Origin of the sequence: Polaromonas sp. (assembly GCF_030689685.1) — a bacterium.
Classification (GTDB): domain Bacteria; phylum Pseudomonadota; class Gammaproteobacteria; order Burkholderiales; family Burkholderiaceae_C; genus Polaromonas.
Map to the genome: position 1 here is coordinate 24,794 of NZ_JAUYEY010000040.1, position 14,584 is coordinate 39,377.

Sequence of the window (14,584 nt, forward strand, 5' to 3'; positions counted from 1 at the left end):
CGCTCGCTGCGGCTGCGGACTGGCAAAGCCAAATCCGCAGCCCCGGCTAATTTGAAGAACCCCCGCCCACTCACTGCATCGGGCGCTGCTGGTACCTCGTGCTACTTGGCTATGTATTCCGGATCGCCGTGGGGGGCTTGCGGTTCCTCTTTGGCCTCAGTCTTGTTGGCGCCCGGAATTTTCTTGCGGGCAAACAGCGCGTACATGGTGGGCACCACAAAGATGGTCAGCAGCGTGCCCAGCGACATGCCGCCCACAATCACCCAGCCGATCTGGATGCGGCTTTCGGCACCGGCGCCGCTGGCCAGCGCCAGCGGCATGGCGCCCAGCACCATGGCGCCCGTGGTCATCAGTATCGGGCGCAGGCGCTGCGACGATGCCTTGATCAGCGCCTCCAGCATGTCCATGCCCCGCCCGCGCAACTGGTTGGTAAATTCAACAATCAAAATACCGTGTTTGGTGATCAAGCCCACCAGTGTGATCAGCCCGATCTGCGAATAGACATTGAGCGATCCCCCTGACAGCTTGAGCGCGAGCAAGGCGCCAATCATTGACAGCGGCACCGACAGCATGATGACCAGGGGATCGACAAAACTCTCGAATTGCGCTGCCAGCACCAGAAAAATAAACACCAGCGCCAACACGAACACGATGATGAGCGCGCCTTGCGAGCTTTTGAACTCGCGCGAGATGCCATTGAGGTCGGTGGTGTAGCCGGGTTTAAGCACTTTGGCCGCCGTCTGGTCCATGAAGGCCAGCGCCTGTCCCAGCGAGTAGTCCGGCGAAAGATTGGCGGTGATCGTGGCGGAGCGGCGCTGACCAAAGTGATTGAGCTCGCGCGGGGAAACGGTTTCGCGCACCGTGACCAGACTGGACAGCGGGATCATCACATCGCTGCGGCCGCGCACATAAATGCCTTCGATGTTTTCCGGTGTGCTGCGGCCGCTGGCTTGGGTCTGCACGATCACATCGTACTGCTCGGCATCGCGTTTGTAACGTGTCACGTTGCGCCCGCCCAGCATGGTTTCAATCGCCTTGGCCACCACCTCCACACTGACCCCCAGATCAGCCGCCTTCTCCCGGTTCACGTCGATGCGCAGCTCGGGCTTGTTCAGTCGCAGATCTGAAACAGGGGACTGAATGCCCGGGTTCTTGGCGATCTCGGCCAACATCTGCTCGACCACCAGGTTCAGGTTTTCGTAGCTGTCTGAAGTCTGGATCACAAAATTAAGCGGCCGCTCGCGAAAGCCCTGTCCCAAAGACGGCGGTGTGATCGGGAAGGCAGTCACACCAGGCAGGCTGGCGAACTTGGGCTGCAGTTCACGCGCCATCTCCAGCGTGCTGCGAGACCGGTCCTCCCAATCCACCGTGCGATAGATCACGCTGGCTTGCGACACAGTGGGGTTGCCTACACTGGCGAAAATCCGATCAAACTCCGGGTAGGACTGGCCCATTTTTTCAAGCGCCTGCGCATAGCGGTTGGTGTAGTCCAGCGTGGCGCCATCAGGCGCATTGACGGTCGCCAAAATCGTGCCCCGATCTTCAAGCGGAGACAGCTCCTGCTTCATGGTCGGGAAAATCAGCAAAATCGCCAATGCACTGGCCAGCATGATGCCCACCACGATCCAGCGCGCTTGTAACAGGAACGCGCCGAGACGCCCTCCACGGCCGGTACCGCTGGCGGTGCCCGCCCGGTAACGCGCCGTGAGTATCCAGCGCAGCAGGCGGCCATACCGGTCGGACACCGCATTGAGAAACCGCCCGATGCCACGGTCAAAGGCGCTTGGCTTGGGGTTGTGCTTGAGCAGCTTGGCGCACATCATGGGCGTCAGTGTCAGGGCCACGAAGCCCGACACCACCACGGCGCCCGCCAACGCCAGCGCGAATTCGACAAACAGCCGACCCGTGCGCCCCGGCGTGAAGGCCAGCGGTGCATAAACCGCGACCAAGGTGGCGGTCATGGTGACCACGGCAAAGCCTATCTCACGCGCGCCCTTGATGGCGGCCGAGAACGGGTCCAGCCCCTCCTCGATGTGGCGGAAGATGTTTTCCAGCATCACGATGGCGTCGTCCACCACCAGGCCGATGGCCAGCACCAGCGCCAGCAAGGTCAGCGTGTTGATGGTGAAGCCCGCCAGCGCCATCAGCGCAAAGGTGCCAACCAGGCTGACCGGGATGGTGACGATCGGGATGATGGAGGCGCGGAAGGTTCGCAAAAATACAAAAATCACCAGCGCCACCAGCGCCACCGCCTCGGCAATGGTGGTGTAGACGTTCTTGACGGAACGGTCGATGAAAACCGAGTTGTCGTTGGCAATGTCGACGTTGACCTCAGTCGGCAGATCGGCCTTGAGCTGGGGGATCATGTCGCGCACCCCCCTGGACAAGTCCAGGGGATTGGCCGTCGCCTGCCGGATCACGCCAGCTCCGATCGCGGAACGGCCGTTCAGACGGACGCCGCTGCGCTCGTCGGCGGCGCCTTCCTCGACACGGGCCACATCGCGCACCTTGACCGGAAAACCATTCACGCTTCTGATCACCACCTCGCCGAACTGCTCGGGACGCACCAGGCCGGTTTCCGAGGTGACGCTGAACTCGCGCTGCTGGGATTCGATGCGCCCCGCCGGCACTTCCAGGTTGCTGCGGCGGATGGCGTCTTCAACATCTTGCGTGGTCAAGCGGTAAGCCGCCATTTTTTCAGTGTCAAGCCAGACGCGCATGGCGTACTTGCGCTCGCCGAAAATGCGCACATCGGCCACCCCGGTGACAGTCTGTAAGCGTGGTTTGACGATGCGGTTGACCAGGTCGTTGATTTGCAGCCGGGTCAGGCTGTCGCTGGTAAAGGCCAGCCAGATCACGGGGAAGGCGTCGGCCTCGACCTTGGCAATCACCGGTTCTTCAATCGCCTGCGGCAGCTTGTTGCGCACGCGCGAGGTGCGGTCGCGCACCTCGGCGGCGGCCGCATCAGCATCTTTTTCGAGCCGAAAACGCACCGAGATCTGGCTCTGGTCGGCCCGGCTGATGGAGGTCAGCACATCCACCGCGTCGATACCGGCGATTGAGTCCTCCAGCGGTTTGGTGACCTGTGACTCGACCACCTCGGCCGACGCGCCGGGGTAACGCACGCTCACGGTCACCACCGGTTCGTCGATTTTTGGGTATTCGCGCACCGTCAGGCGCTGGAAACTGACCGCGCCTATCAGCACAATCAGCAGGGACAGCACGGTGGCAAATACCGGCCGGCGGATCGAGACTTCAGCCAATTGCATCAGGGTCTCTCCAATTCCAATGGGCGCGCCACATCAAACTCAGGCGGGATTGCGCGGGACCGGCCGCGTGCCGGACTCCTGCGGTCCGGGCGATGGCGGCGGTGCGGCCTTGCGTCGGCCTTGCGCAGGCGCCACGCCCATGTCGGGCATGCCCACCAGGCAGGGCTGGGTGCCACCAGCCGCCTGGGGTGCCGCAGCCTCGGCGGGTGCTGGTGATTTTGCGGATAGAGCGGCAGTTGCCGGGGCGCCGCCATCGGTCGGCCGGACGGCGGCGGGCGCGTTCAGGACCACCACACTGACCTTCATGCCATCACGCTGGACTCGCTGCTGACCCGTGGTGATCACGGTATCGCCGGCCTGCAGGCCGCCCATGATTTCAACCTTGCCCGGACGACGCATACCGACTTGCACGGGAACACGCTGCGTGGTCCAGGTTTGCGCATCCGCGCCAGGCAGCAGCTTGATGACAAATTGGCGGTCACCTTGCGGCAGCAAAGCCTCTTCTGGAATAACCGTGGCGTTGTCGCGCTGGCCAAAGACCGTATTGACGCGCGCAAACATGCCGGGACGCAGCCGCAACTGCCGGTTGTCGATACAGGCTCGCACCGCGACCGACCGCCCGTTGGCGTCAATCAAGGGATCGATGGCTTGCACCACTGCGGTGTATTTCTGACCCGGCAAGGCATCAAGGTCAACATGCGCTATCTGGCCGCGCCGCACCTTGCTCTGAAAGCGCTCAGGCAGGCGGAAATCAACAAACAGCGCGTCAATGTCTTCAATGTTGACAATGTCGGCGCCATCCTTGAGGTAGTCGCCGGGATTGACCAGACGGATGCCCGCGATGCCGTCGAAGGGCGCGACAATTTTCAGGCGCGCCGCCGTTGCTTTGGCCAGCGACAGCTTGGCCTGTGCGACCTGGAGGTTGGCGGCGCTTTCGTCGAGCGAACGCTGGCTGACAAAATTCTGCGCCACCAGTTCCTCGTTGCGTTTCTGGTTGGCCTGAGCAATCGACAATTCGGCTTGGCTTTGCTGGACCTGCGCCAGCGGAAGCTGGTCGTCAAACTGCACCAGCACCTGACCTTTGCGCACGCGTTGGCCGTCGGTGAAGTTGAGCTGGGTGATGCGTCCGCTGACCTCGGGGCGCAAGACCACGCTGCGGCGCGAGCGCAAGCTGCCAACCGCCTGCGCATCATCGACCAGGCGGACGACTTCGACTTTCGCGGCCTCTACCGTCACCGGTTTGCCGGCGCCACCGGCCGCAGCCTGCCCTGCAGCCGTCGGTGGCACATTGGCGCCGGAAGCCTTGGGCTTTTGGTACCACCAGGCGCCACCCGATGCCAGCGCGATACCAGCCACCGCAACGGCTGCGTAAATTACTTTTGATGCCATGGGAACGAAACTTGTCATTGAAAAGATACAAGTTGCCAATGTATCAGGACACCCCCCGCATTGCATCTTTACTGCCACCGGTGAAAGTGAAGCGGCTTGCGCGGCAGCTTTACAAGGCCTTTACGAAATTGAAGGTCGGCGCCCTCCGCAGATACCAAGCACGCTTACGGCGCGTCCTGACAGAGACTCCGGTGGGGCGGCCTGGCAGCCCTGTCAGCGCCTGGACAGGGCGACATCAACGCCTTGGTTGGCCAGCACATCGGCCCGCTCGTTGCCGGGGTCGCCATCGTGGCCGCGCACCCATACCCATTCAATGGTGTGACCGCTGCCGCTGACCAACGCGTCGAGCTTTTGCCAGAGGTCGACGTTTTTGACGGGCTCCTTGGCCGCCGTGCGCCAGCCGCGGGCCTTCCAGCCCTTGATCCACTCGGTCATGCCCTTGAGCACGTACTGGCTGTCCACGTAGAGCGTGACGCGGCACGGGCGCTTGAGGGCGGCCAGCGCCTCGATCACAGCCGTCATCTCCATGCGGTTGTTGGTCGTCGACAGCTCGCCACCAAACAGCTCCTTGACGCTGCCACTGGTGGTCATCAGGGCGCCCCAACCGCCGGGGCCAGGGTTGCCCTTGCAGGCGCCATCGGTATAAATCACCACATGTTGGACTGTGGTTTGCGGGGTGTCAGTCATGCATCGGGGTCCAGGGTGGTGCGTTGCTCGGGGCGAAGTAAGAATGCGCCAGGTCGCCCGACCTGGTTGGCGATGGCCACCGGTGCGCTGGCGGTCGCTTTCTGGGACTTCCAGGCCGGCTCCAACAGGCGCATACCGCGCACCCGCTTGACCGCGACCAGAAAGTACAGCGCCCCAAAGATCGGCCAGGAGCGTTCGCCAACCTTGTCCATCCAGGCAAAACGCTCCAGCGAGGCGGGGCTGCTGACAGCTGGCCGGTAGCAGCCAAACTGACCCGATTCAACCTCGAAGCTGAGCAGGCGCAGCCAGTCGCGCAGCCGCCAGTAACCAATGAACTCACCGGCTTCCGGCAAAAACAGTTCACCGTAACCCAGGCGCCGGTAAAAATGCGCGCGGCGCTGGCGCAAGCCCCACAGGCTGGCCGGGTTCAGGCCGCTGATGACCACGCGGCCTTCGGGAACCAGCACACGCTCGACCTCACGCAAGGTGGTGTGCGGGTCGCTGCTGAGCTCCAGCGTATGCGGCAGCAACACCAGGTCCAGGCTGTTTTCCGGAAACGGCAAGGCCGCCGGTTCGGTCAGCAGTGCCACGCGTGGGGAACTTGCGATGGCCGCAGCGGGGCTCTTGCCTGACGGCGGGACAGCCGCGACCGAGCCGCCATCGGCACCCTGCAGGGCCAGCCATTTGTGCGGCATGCGGTTGCTGCGCAGCGCGTCAAGTTCAGGCAGGCCGAGCTGCAGCGCATGGTAGCCAAACATGTCCGCCACTGCCTGGTCAAATCGCTCGCGCTCCCACGCCAGCAAATACTCGCCGGGCGGGGTCCTGAACCAGTCGGTGAAACCTATAATTTGTGAGCCCATCACGAACGACGCATGTACTTAATTCCCATCCCCGCATTTAACGATAACTACCTCTGGCTGTTGCACGATGGCCGGCGCGCCCTCATCGTCGACCCCGGCGACGCTGGCCCCGTGCAGCGTGCGCTGCATGAAAACGGCTTGCAACTGGCCTCAATTCTAGTCACGCACCACCATCCCGACCACACCGGTGGTGTCGCCGAACTGCACAAGGCCACTGGCGCGCCAGTGTATGGCCCCGCCCGCGAAGCGATTCCCGAGCCCTTCAAGCGGCTCAAGGACGGCGACACGGTGCAGACCCTGGGCTTGGATTTTCAGGTGATCGATGTGCCTGGCCACACCGCCGGACATATCGCATTTTTCACGCAGGAGATGGATGGTCGGCCGCTGCTGTTCTGCGGCGACACGCTTTTTTCTGGCGGTTGCGGGCGGCTTTTCGAAGGCACGCCAGCGCAAATGCTGGCTTCGCTGGACCGCCTGGCCGCCCTGCCCGGCAACACCCGCGTCTGCTGCACCCATGAATACACCCTGAGCAACCTGCGCTTTGCGCTGGCAGCAGAACCTGACAATACCGAGCTGATTGGTTACCATGCACGCTGTACCGCCTTGAGAGCCGATGGCAAGCCGACCTTGCCCTCCTCGATTGCCCAGGAGTTGCTGATCAACCCATTCTTGCGTACCCGACAAGCCACTGTCATGGCTGCGGCCCAGCGCTTCGATCCGGCCACCCATGATGACAACAGCGTATTTGCCGCCATCCGGCAGTGGAAGAACCAATTCAAATGACCGACCCGCAGCGACCGTTTTTCATCTCCCCCTTCCTATCCGGCGGGCGCTTCCCCCGCCAGGCTTCAGGTCTCAAAACCTTTCTTCTCGGACTCGCTGTCGCCGTACTCGCGGGCTGCGCCAGCAGCAGCCCGCCCGGCATGCCTGGCGACCCGGTCCTGACCACGTCTACGACCCCTGCGCCCGCAAGCCCACCGGTGTACCCGAATGGCCCCCTGTCGCCTATCAGCCGGGCTCATGCCGTGTCATCAGGCATGGTTGCCCCGTTGCAGTCACCGTCAGACCTGTGGGAGCGCATACGCAGCGGCTTTGCCATGCCCGACCTGCAGAACGAGCTGGTCACCGACCGCGAGCAGTGGTACGCCAGCCGACCCGACTACATGCAGCGCATGACCGAGCGCTCAAGCAAATACCTGTTTCACATCGTCGAGGAGCTGGAACGTCGCAACATGCCGACCGAGCTGGCGCTGCTGCCCTACATCGAAAGCGCCTTCAACCCGCAAGCGGTTTCCAGCGCCAAGGCGGCCGGCATGTGGCAGTTCATGCCGGCCACCGGCAAGTATTTTGATTTGAAGCAAAACGCCTTCCGCGATGACCGGCGCGATGTACTCGCCTCGACCCGAGCCGCGCTGGACTACCTGCAAAAACTGCATGGCATGTTTGGCGACTGGCACCTGGCGCTGGCCGCCTACAACTGGGGTCAAGGCAGCGTCGGCCGCGCCATCGCCAGAAACAAAAAGGACGGCCTGGGCACCAGCTACACCGAGCTGCGCATGCCCGACGAAACCCGGCTCTATGTGCCCAAGCTGCAGGCCGTCAAGAACATCGTGGCCAACCCGCAGGCCTTCCGCGCCGAGCTGCCGCTGATTGAAAATCACCCCTACTTCCAGCAGGTGCTGATCACGCGTGACATCGACGTGGCGCTGGCCGCGAAACTGGCTGATGTCCAGCTGGCCGACTTCAAGGCGCTCAACCCGTCGGCTCATCGGCCGGTGATCATTGCATCAGGCACACCTCAAATCCTGTTGCCCTGGGACAACGCCAAGATTTTTCAGCGCAACTTCGAGGCTTACACCCAAGGCCAATATGCCAGCTGGACCGCATGGACCGCGCCGGCCACCCTCAGCGTGAGCGATGCGGCCAAACGTGTCGGCATGAGCGAGGCGGACCTGCGCGGCGTCAACAACATCCCGCCGCGCATGCTGATCAAGGCCGGCTCAACCCTGCTGGTGCCACGCACCGCCAAAATGGGCGACGACGTGGCCGGCCACATTGCCGATACCGCGCAGGTGGCCTTTGCCCCGGAGGTCGTCACCCGCCGCAGCACCGTCAAGGCGCGCAAGGGCGAAACCGTGGCGACCATCGCCAAACGTCACGGCCTGAGTGCGGCCAGCGTGGCCGAGTGGAATGACGTGAGTGCCAATGCCGCATTCAAGCTCGGTCAGCAGGTGGTGATGTTCCTGCCGGTCCGAGCGAACACTGCCCGCAAGGCAGCGCCTGTACGCAGCAACATCAAGGCCATCAAGCGCAGTCCGGGTAAAACCGTGATCCAGAGCAAGAAGCGCTAGTCCAGTCAAGGCTTCAAGCAATAACGGCCCTTTGCCCATATCCAGTCTGTGTAACCAGCTATCAAAACAGTAGCGGATCAGATTGCATATCCCATGGCCGTGAGACCCCCCGCCCCCGCAACCCAGACCGCGTCACCCTTTCGCTTTATTTTTCTGTTGGGGCTACTGGTCCTGGCCGTCGGCGTCGTGCTGCTGATGCTGTCCTTCCAACAACGGGATTTGCGGGTTGCCGGTGCGGTCTGCCTGCTGCTCGGCGTCGTTTTGACGGGCGGTTACCTGACCAGCAGGCTGTTTTCCGGCATGTATGCCGATCCTCTCGCCTATGAACCTCCTTGGGCCAAGCTAGGCCGGGGCGAAGGCCCGCCCCGACTGCCCGCCCCAGGCAAGCCAGCCGCCCCCCCACGCACGCCTGTTGCCATCGAAAAACTGATCGATTTTCCGGAGCCCGCTGCACCCCGCCGACCGCCCATGCCACCCATGTCGGCCGGCAAGGTAGCGGCAAGTCCCGCGCCGGTAACAACGCCGGTAACCAGATGGACGGCGGAGCTGTTCGACCGCATGTCGCCGCAGCAGTTCGACATGGTCTGTCACACATTGTTTGCCCAAAGTGGTTTGGAAACCCGCGTCCAGTCCCATGGCGCAGCCGGCGGCGTGACCATCTGGCTTCATTCACGCAATGCACAACAAGGCAAGGACAGCCCGGTAGCGGTAGCCGTGTGCAAGTTATGGCCAGGACAGCCGCTGGCCGTTCGCGAAATTCACCCTCTGCTGGTCCTGATGACGGCGCGTCAACTCAAGCGCGCGACCTATGCAACCGCGTCGAGTTTCACCGAGAACGCCCGCGAGTTTGCCAAACGCAACGGCATCAATGCGCTGGATCGGTTTGGATTGCTCGCGCTGATCGCTACGCGCACACCGGTCCAACAACAAGTCTTGCTGGCCGTCGCACTCGGCAAGCGCTGAGCAAGCGTCTGTCTTGTTTTACAAGCGCAGTGAGCCGGTTCCGAACAGGCCGATCAGGCCAATAACAATCAGGTAAATCGCCACAATATAGTTGAGCAGCCGCGGCATGATGAGAATCAAAATGCCGGCAATCAGGGAGACGATGGGACCGATGGAAACGGAGAGATTCATGGCAATGTCCTTGCAGTGAGGTTTGGGCAGCGGCAGATGCCGCTGAGCTGCACCCACTGTATCGGCAGCCCCGTCACCCGTCTGTAGGACGAAGCAAACAGACAGTCCTAGGAGTCTGGGCGGCAGAAGGCGTCGAAGCGAAAAGTGGCCCCGGCGAGGACAGTTTTTGCCGGGTTTGCAGCGCCATAGCCGTCGCTATGGGGCAAAAAGCCGGTGAAAAATGGACCGTCGCGGCCGCTTTGCAGCCGACGTTCCTTCTGCCGCCCAGGCTCCTAGAGTTTTTCCGTGTCGCCAAGGCGCGGCTGCCATTTCATGAGACGCTTCTCGACACGCCCGACAATCCCGTCAAGCGCCAGCGCAAAGGCCGTCAGCACCACGATGCCAGCAAACACCGTGTTCACGTCGAAGGTGCCCTCGGCCTGCAAGATCAGGTAGCCAACGCCGCGCGCCGACCCCAGGTACTCGCCAACCACCGCACCCACAAAGGCCAGGCCGACCGAGGTGTGCAGGCTGGAGAAAACCCAGCTGGTCGCACTGGGCAGGTAAACGGTGCGCAGCAGTTGTCGTTGGTTCGCGCCCAACATCCTCGCATTGGCCAGCACCACCGGGCTGACCTCCTTCACGCCCTGGTAAACATTGAAAAACACGATGAAAAACACCAGCGTGACCGCCAGCGCCACCTTGCTCCAGATGCCCAGGCCGAACCACATCGCAAAAATCGGCGCCAGGATCACGCGCGGCATCGAGTTGAGCGCCTTGATGTAAGGGTCCAGGATGGCACTGGCCATGGGCGCCAGCGCCAGCCACAGACCAAAAGCCAGGCCCAGCACCGTACCAATGCCGAAGGCCAGCACCGTCTCCAGCAGCGTGGTGCCCAAGTGCAGGTAAATGTCGGCATTGCCCGGCAAACCGTCGGGAAACAACAAGCTGGGGCCGAAGCCGAAAGGCAGAAACCAGGACCAGACGCGGCCGGCCACCTTGATCGGTTCACCCAGGAAAAACGCCAGTTGCTGGTCGCGCGAGGCCAGTTGCCATAGCCCGAAAAAAACCACCAGCAGGCCGACTTGCCAGTAGCGGAGATTCCTGTCGGAAGGTTTGAGGAAGTTCCACATGGCGGTCACGCGGCCTTCTTGAGTTGCTGGGCATAACCCTTCAGGACTTCATCGCGCAGCACGTCCCATATCTGGGTGTGCAGCTCGATGAAACGCGGTTGGGTGCGCACCTCGGCCACGTTGCGCGGACGAGGCAGGTCAATGTCGAACTCTCCCATCGGGCGGGTGGCCGGCCCGGCCGACAGCACCACCACCCGGTCGCTCATGGCAATCGCTTCATCGAGGTCATGCGTGATGAACAGAACCGCCTTCTTTTTGGCCGCCCAGAGGTCCAGCACCTCGTTTTCCATGAGCTGGCGGGTCTGGATGTCGAGCGCTGAAAACGGCTCGTCCATCAGGATGATGTCCGGGTCCAGCGCCAGCACCTGAGCCAGCGCCGTGCGTTTGCGCATACCGCCCGACAACTGGTGCGGATACCGGTCGCCAAAATCAGCAAGGCCAACGCGCTCCAGCCAGGCCTGCGCCTGGGCCCTGGCCTCAGCGTCAGGTACGCCGTGGTACTGCAGGCCGACCATGACGTTGTCGATGGCGCTGCGCCAGGGCATCAGTGCCTCGGTCTGGAACATATAGCCCGCGCGGGTGTTGATGCCGGCAAGCGTCTGGCCAAACACCTTGACTGAGCCGGAGGTCGGCGGCAGCAGGCCCGCGCCTATGTTGAGAAGTGTGGACTTGCCGCAACCCGTCGGGCCAACGACGGAGACAAACTCGCCGGCACGGATGCGCAGTGTGGTTTGACCGACAGCGGTGTAGGCCTGCCCGGCATCATCCCGTGACCGGAAGGTGCAGGTGACGTCAAGCAGTTCAAGCGCGTGGTCGCTGGCGTGGTCGTTGGCAGATTGCGACATGGGTTGGATTGTCGCCGCGAACCGGGCTGGTCAACCAGCGGCGAACGACAAGTGAAGTTGTTGTGGGATTTCATACCAGCCGGGGCCGCGGAACCGGCTTTGCCGGGCCGCAGGCGCAGCGGCCCCCTCGGGGGGCAGAGAGCTACGCGAAGCGAGCGAACGTGGGAGCCATATTCAGGCCTTGAATTTGTCTTTCGCGCGCCGAGCAAATTCATTGGTATAGGTCTTGCTGAGGTCGATTTTGTCGGCCTTGATGCTGGGGTCAAAACTGGCCAGGGCTTTGAGCGCCGTCTTCGCACCCTCATCGGGAATCAGGCCGTCCAGCGCAATCGCATCACGTACTTTGTTGAAGGACGCGAGGTAGAGGCCGCGGTCACCGAGCAGGTAGTTCTCGGGCACGGTCTTGATGATGTCGCCCGGACCCGCCGTCTGCAGCCACTTCAGCCCGTGCACGATGGCATTGGCAAGCGCCTGGCAGGTGTTGGGGTTCTTCTGGATGAAGTCCATAGGCGCATACAGGCAGGCTGCCGGCATGGGACCACCGAAGACATCGACCGTTCCCTTGAGGGTGCGCGTGTCAGAGATGATCTTCACCTCACCCTTTTGCTCCAGCATGGTCATGACCGGGTCGGTGTTGCTCATGGCGTCAATCTGGCCCGAGCGCAAAGCGGCCAATGCGCCAGCAGCAGTGCCCACACCAATAAAACTCACGTCACTGGCCTTCAAGCCGGCGCGCGACAGCACCAGGTTGGCCATCATGTTGGTGGATGAACCGGGCGCGGATACACCGATTTTTTTACCGCGGAGGTCCGCCACCGACTTGTAGTTGGGCATGTTTTTGGTGGACACGCCGAAAGCGATTTGCGGCGCCCTGCCCTGCAGCACAAAGGCCTGGAACATCTGGTTTTTCGATTGCAGATTGATGGTGTGCTCGTAGGCGCCCGAGACCACATCAGCCGAGCCCCCGACCACCGCCTGCAGCGCGCGCGCGCCGCCGGCAAAGTCGCTGATCTCGACCTCCAGGCCCTCGGCCTTGAAGTAACCGAGCTGCTCGGTGATGGTCAGCGGCAGGTAATAAAACGCGGCTTTTCCGCCGACAGCCAGGGCAATTTTGGTTTTCTCAAGCTTGCCCTGGGCATGCAGTGCAGGACATGCAAAAGCTGCCGCACCAAAAGCGGCGGCGCCGGCAAAAGTTCTGCGCGAGATGGGAAAAGAAGGGTTCATGCTGGCCTCTCTGTATTTTTATGAATTGGCAACAGCATAAGCAAGCCCGGAAAAACCGGCATCGGTATCATCCCGTGCGGGTTTGTACGGAAAGTTTTTGAGTTACCAGACGTTACCGGAAGCCAAGAAAAAGAATGCCGACGTTGACCAGCAAGGCGAAGAACCAGATAACACTGCGGCTTTTCGCCATGTCGGCGACGTACATCATCACGTAAGCAATCCGCAAGACCACAAACACAAAGGCAAACACGTCCAGGCGTACCTGCGAAGCCTGCAACTGGTGCGCAATGATCACGGCGGCGAAGAAAAAGGGCAGTGCTTCAAAGGTGTTGGCCTGCGCAGCGTTGGCGCGGGCGCGCCAGTCGGTTTGCCGCGCCAGCCAGGCGCGCGGGTTGTTGTTGTCGTAACCGCCCTTGTTCGGCGGGGTTGTCATCTGGCCCCATTTGGCCAGTGCGGCACAGGCAATGGGCAGCAGGGCAACCGCCAACACACACCAGTAGGCGACAGTGAAACGTACATAAGTCATGTTGAGGCCTTTCTGGCGTGGAGTCGGGATGGTTGGCGGGCTGAAAGCGCTGGGCGCAGGCTAGCGGCGGTCCACCAGCGCGTGGGCGATGGTGCCGAGATCCACGTATTCAAGCTCGCTGCCCACCGGCACGCCGCGCGCCAGCCGCGTGACCTGCACACTGCGGCTCTTGAGCGCCTGCGAAATCACATGGGCCGTGGCCTCGCCTTCGCCAGTGAAGTTGGTCGCGAGAATCACTTCCTGCACCTCGCGTGCATCCGCCGTGACCGGCTCGCCCTGCGCGTCCCGTGGCACCACCCGGTCAAACAGTTTTTGCAGGCCGATGTCGTGCGGGCCGATGCCGTCGAGCGGGCTGAGTTTGCCCATCAGCACAAAGTACAGGCCGCGGTAGGCCAGGGTACGCTCCAGCGCCGCCTGGTCGGCAGGGGTTTCGACCACGCAGAGCTTGCTGCGGTCGCGCTCGGGGTTGGCGCAGGTGCTGCAGATATCGAGTTCGGTCAGGGTGTTGCACAGGGTGCAGTGTTTGACGCTGTGCACCGCATGCTCAAGCGCGCGCGCGATCTGCAGGGCGCCCTGCGTGTCGTGCTGAAGCAGATGAAACGCCATGCGCGCCGCCGATTTGGCGCCCACACCGGGCAGGCGCCGCAGCGCCTGGGTCAAGCCCTCAAGGGCGTTGGAGTCAGCCATCTATTGTGAGCCCCCACGTTCGCTCACTGCGAGCCTGCGGCAGCTCTCTGCCCCTTGCACTGAAAAAGGGGCGCTGCGCCTGCGGACTGGCAAAGCCAGTCCCGCGGCCCCGGCTGGTAAATGCGGATACCAAAGTCAGAAGGGTAGTTTCATGCCGCCGGGCAGGCCGGGCATACCGGCCGTGAGTTTGCCCATTTTTTCCTGGCTCAAGTCTTCGGCCTTGCGCACCGCCGCGTTGAAGGCCGCAGCCACCAGGTCTTCCAGCATGTCCTTGTCCTCGCCCAGCAGGCTGGGGTCGATCTCGACACGTTTGACATCGTGTTTGCAGGTCATGGTGACCTTGACCATGCCGTTGCCCGACTCCGCCGTGACTTCAATGAAGGCGAGCTCATCCTGGGCTTTTTTCAGGTTGTCCTGCATGGCCTGCGCCTGTTTCATCAGGCCGGCGAGTTGTCCTTTGTTGAACATGGATTTTTCCTTTAAAACGGAGAGTTTGACCT

The 14,584-nt window shown here is 62.3% G+C and carries 14 protein-coding genes; 3 read left to right on the forward strand and 11 right to left on the reverse strand.

Annotation, left to right across the window (positions count from 1 at the left end; genetic code table 11):
- Nucleotides 1-101: 101 nt before the first annotated feature.
- The 4 genes from Q8O29_RS10110 to Q8O29_RS10125 all read right to left on the reverse strand — a co-directional run bounded on the left by Q8O29_RS10110 (nucleotide 102) and on the right by Q8O29_RS10125 (nucleotide 6,205).
- A complete protein-coding gene (locus Q8O29_RS10110) occupies nucleotides 102-3,269 on the reverse strand; it encodes an efflux RND transporter permease subunit (RefSeq protein WP_305562375.1) in 3,168 nt (1,055 codons plus the stop codon).
- Nucleotides 3,270-3,308: 39 nt separating this feature from the next.
- Nucleotides 3,309-4,658, reverse strand: a complete 1,350-nt coding sequence (locus Q8O29_RS10115; RefSeq protein ID WP_305562377.1) for an efflux RND transporter periplasmic adaptor subunit — start codon at nucleotides 4,656-4,658, stop codon at nucleotides 3,309-3,311.
- Nucleotides 4,659-4,871: 213 nt separating this feature from the next.
- The gene (rnhA, locus tag Q8O29_RS10120; protein WP_305562379.1) at nucleotides 4,872-5,345 is read right to left on the reverse strand and encodes a ribonuclease HI; all 474 of its coding nucleotides are present in this window, start codon (nucleotides 5,343-5,345) and stop codon (nucleotides 4,872-4,874) included.
- Nucleotides 5,342-6,205 carry a class I SAM-dependent methyltransferase gene (locus Q8O29_RS10125; protein ID WP_305562381.1) on the reverse strand — a complete coding sequence of 288 codons (864 nt, stop codon included), beginning with the start codon at nucleotides 6,203-6,205 and terminating at the stop codon, nucleotides 5,342-5,344. The genes rnhA and Q8O29_RS10125 overlap by 4 nt, the downstream gene beginning before the upstream one ends.
- Nucleotides 6,206-6,217: 12 nt before the next feature.
- Here Q8O29_RS10125 and gloB point away from each other — a divergent pair, with 12 nt between their 5' ends.
- The 3 genes from gloB to Q8O29_RS10140 all read left to right on the forward strand — a co-directional run bounded on the left by gloB (nucleotide 6,218) and on the right by Q8O29_RS10140 (nucleotide 9,519).
- Nucleotides 6,218-6,988 carry a hydroxyacylglutathione hydrolase gene (gloB, locus tag Q8O29_RS10130; RefSeq protein ID WP_305562383.1) on the forward strand — a complete coding sequence of 257 codons (771 nt, stop codon included), beginning with the start codon at nucleotides 6,218-6,220 and terminating at the stop codon, nucleotides 6,986-6,988.
- A gap of 140 nt (nucleotides 6,989-7,128) precedes the next feature.
- Complete coding sequence (locus Q8O29_RS10135) at nucleotides 7,129-8,556, forward strand: transglycosylase SLT domain-containing protein (protein ID WP_305562447.1); 1,428 nt, start codon at nucleotides 7,129-7,131, stop codon at nucleotides 8,554-8,556.
- 93 nt (nucleotides 8,557-8,649) lie between these two features.
- Nucleotides 8,650-9,519, forward strand: coding sequence for a restriction endonuclease (locus Q8O29_RS10140; RefSeq protein WP_305562385.1), 870 nt, complete (start codon nucleotides 8,650-8,652; stop codon nucleotides 9,517-9,519).
- 18 nt (nucleotides 9,520-9,537) lie between these two features.
- Here the strand turns inward: Q8O29_RS10140 and Q8O29_RS10145 are convergent, their stop codons facing one another.
- From Q8O29_RS10145 to Q8O29_RS10175, 7 genes are all read right to left on the reverse strand, one after another.
- Nucleotides 9,538-9,690: a DUF3096 domain-containing protein gene (locus Q8O29_RS10145; protein ID WP_305562387.1), complete on the reverse strand. Its 153-nt coding sequence runs from the start codon at nucleotides 9,688-9,690 to the stop codon at nucleotides 9,538-9,540.
- Nucleotides 9,691-9,962: 272 nt separating this feature from the next.
- A complete protein-coding gene (locus Q8O29_RS10150) occupies nucleotides 9,963-10,802 on the reverse strand; it encodes an ABC transporter permease (RefSeq protein ID WP_305562449.1) in 840 nt (279 codons plus the stop codon).
- Nucleotides 10,803-10,807: 5 nt separating this feature from the next.
- Complete coding sequence (locus Q8O29_RS10155; RefSeq protein WP_305562389.1) at nucleotides 10,808-11,647, reverse strand: ABC transporter ATP-binding protein; 840 nt, start codon at nucleotides 11,645-11,647, stop codon at nucleotides 10,808-10,810.
- Between the two features lie 174 nt (nucleotides 11,648-11,821).
- Entirely contained in the window at nucleotides 11,822-12,871 is a 1,050-nt protein-coding gene (locus tag Q8O29_RS10160) for an ABC transporter substrate-binding protein (protein ID WP_305562391.1), read from the reverse strand.
- A gap of 112 nt (nucleotides 12,872-12,983) precedes the next feature.
- The gene (locus tag Q8O29_RS10165; protein WP_305562393.1) at nucleotides 12,984-13,397 is read right to left on the reverse strand and encodes an MAPEG family protein; all 414 of its coding nucleotides are present in this window, start codon (nucleotides 13,395-13,397) and stop codon (nucleotides 12,984-12,986) included.
- 60 nt (nucleotides 13,398-13,457) lie between these two features.
- On the reverse strand, nucleotides 13,458-14,084 hold the full coding sequence (gene recR / locus Q8O29_RS10170) for a recombination mediator RecR (RefSeq protein ID WP_305562395.1): 627 nt from the start codon (nucleotides 14,082-14,084) through the stop codon (nucleotides 13,458-13,460).
- Nucleotides 14,085-14,219: 135 nt separating this feature from the next.
- Nucleotides 14,220-14,552 carry a YbaB/EbfC family nucleoid-associated protein gene (locus Q8O29_RS10175; protein WP_188708493.1) on the reverse strand — a complete coding sequence of 111 codons (333 nt, stop codon included), beginning with the start codon at nucleotides 14,550-14,552 and terminating at the stop codon, nucleotides 14,220-14,222.
- Between the last annotated feature and the right edge of the window lie 32 nt (nucleotides 14,553-14,584).

What these genes read in the sequence shown, in the direction of transcription:
- recR (WP_305562395.1), bottom strand. Translation starts at nt 14,084, where the DNA reads ATGGCTGACTCCAACGCCCTTGAGGGCTTGACCCAGGCGCTGCGGCGC.
- Q8O29_RS10115 (WP_305562377.1), bottom strand. Translation starts at nt 4,658, where the DNA reads ATGGCATCAAAAGTAATTTACGCAGCCGTTGCGGTGGCTGGTATCGCG.
- Q8O29_RS10150 (WP_305562449.1), bottom strand. Translation starts at nt 10,802, where the DNA reads ATGTGGAACTTCCTCAAACCTTCCGACAGGAATCTCCGCTACTGGCAA.
- Q8O29_RS10145 (WP_305562387.1), bottom strand. Translation starts at nt 9,690, where the DNA reads ATGAATCTCTCCGTTTCCATCGGTCCCATCGTCTCCCTGATTGCCGGC.
- Q8O29_RS10140 (WP_305562385.1), top strand. Translation starts at nt 8,650, where the DNA reads ATGGCCGTGAGACCCCCCGCCCCCGCAACCCAGACCGCGTCACCCTTT.
- Q8O29_RS10155 (WP_305562389.1), bottom strand. Translation starts at nt 11,647, where the DNA reads ATGTCGCAATCTGCCAACGACCACGCCAGCGACCACGCGCTTGAACTG.
- rnhA (WP_305562379.1), bottom strand. Translation starts at nt 5,345, where the DNA reads ATGACTGACACCCCGCAAACCACAGTCCAACATGTGGTGATTTATACC.
- Q8O29_RS10135 (WP_305562447.1), top strand. Translation starts at nt 7,129, where the DNA reads ATGCCTGGCGACCCGGTCCTGACCACGTCTACGACCCCTGCGCCCGCA.
- Q8O29_RS10125 (WP_305562381.1), bottom strand. Translation starts at nt 6,205, where the DNA reads ATGGGCTCACAAATTATAGGTTTCACCGACTGGTTCAGGACCCCGCCC.
- Q8O29_RS10160 (WP_305562391.1), bottom strand. Translation starts at nt 12,871, where the DNA reads ATGAACCCTTCTTTTCCCATCTCGCGCAGAACTTTTGCCGGCGCCGCC.
- Q8O29_RS10175 (WP_188708493.1), bottom strand. Translation starts at nt 14,552, where the DNA reads ATGTTCAACAAAGGACAACTCGCCGGCCTGATGAAACAGGCGCAGGCC.
- gloB (WP_305562383.1), top strand. Translation starts at nt 6,218, where the DNA reads ATGTACTTAATTCCCATCCCCGCATTTAACGATAACTACCTCTGGCTG.
- Q8O29_RS10110 (WP_305562375.1), bottom strand. Translation starts at nt 3,269, where the DNA reads ATGCAATTGGCTGAAGTCTCGATCCGCCGGCCGGTATTTGCCACCGTG.
- Q8O29_RS10165 (WP_305562393.1), bottom strand. Translation starts at nt 13,397, where the DNA reads ATGACTTATGTACGTTTCACTGTCGCCTACTGGTGTGTGTTGGCGGTT.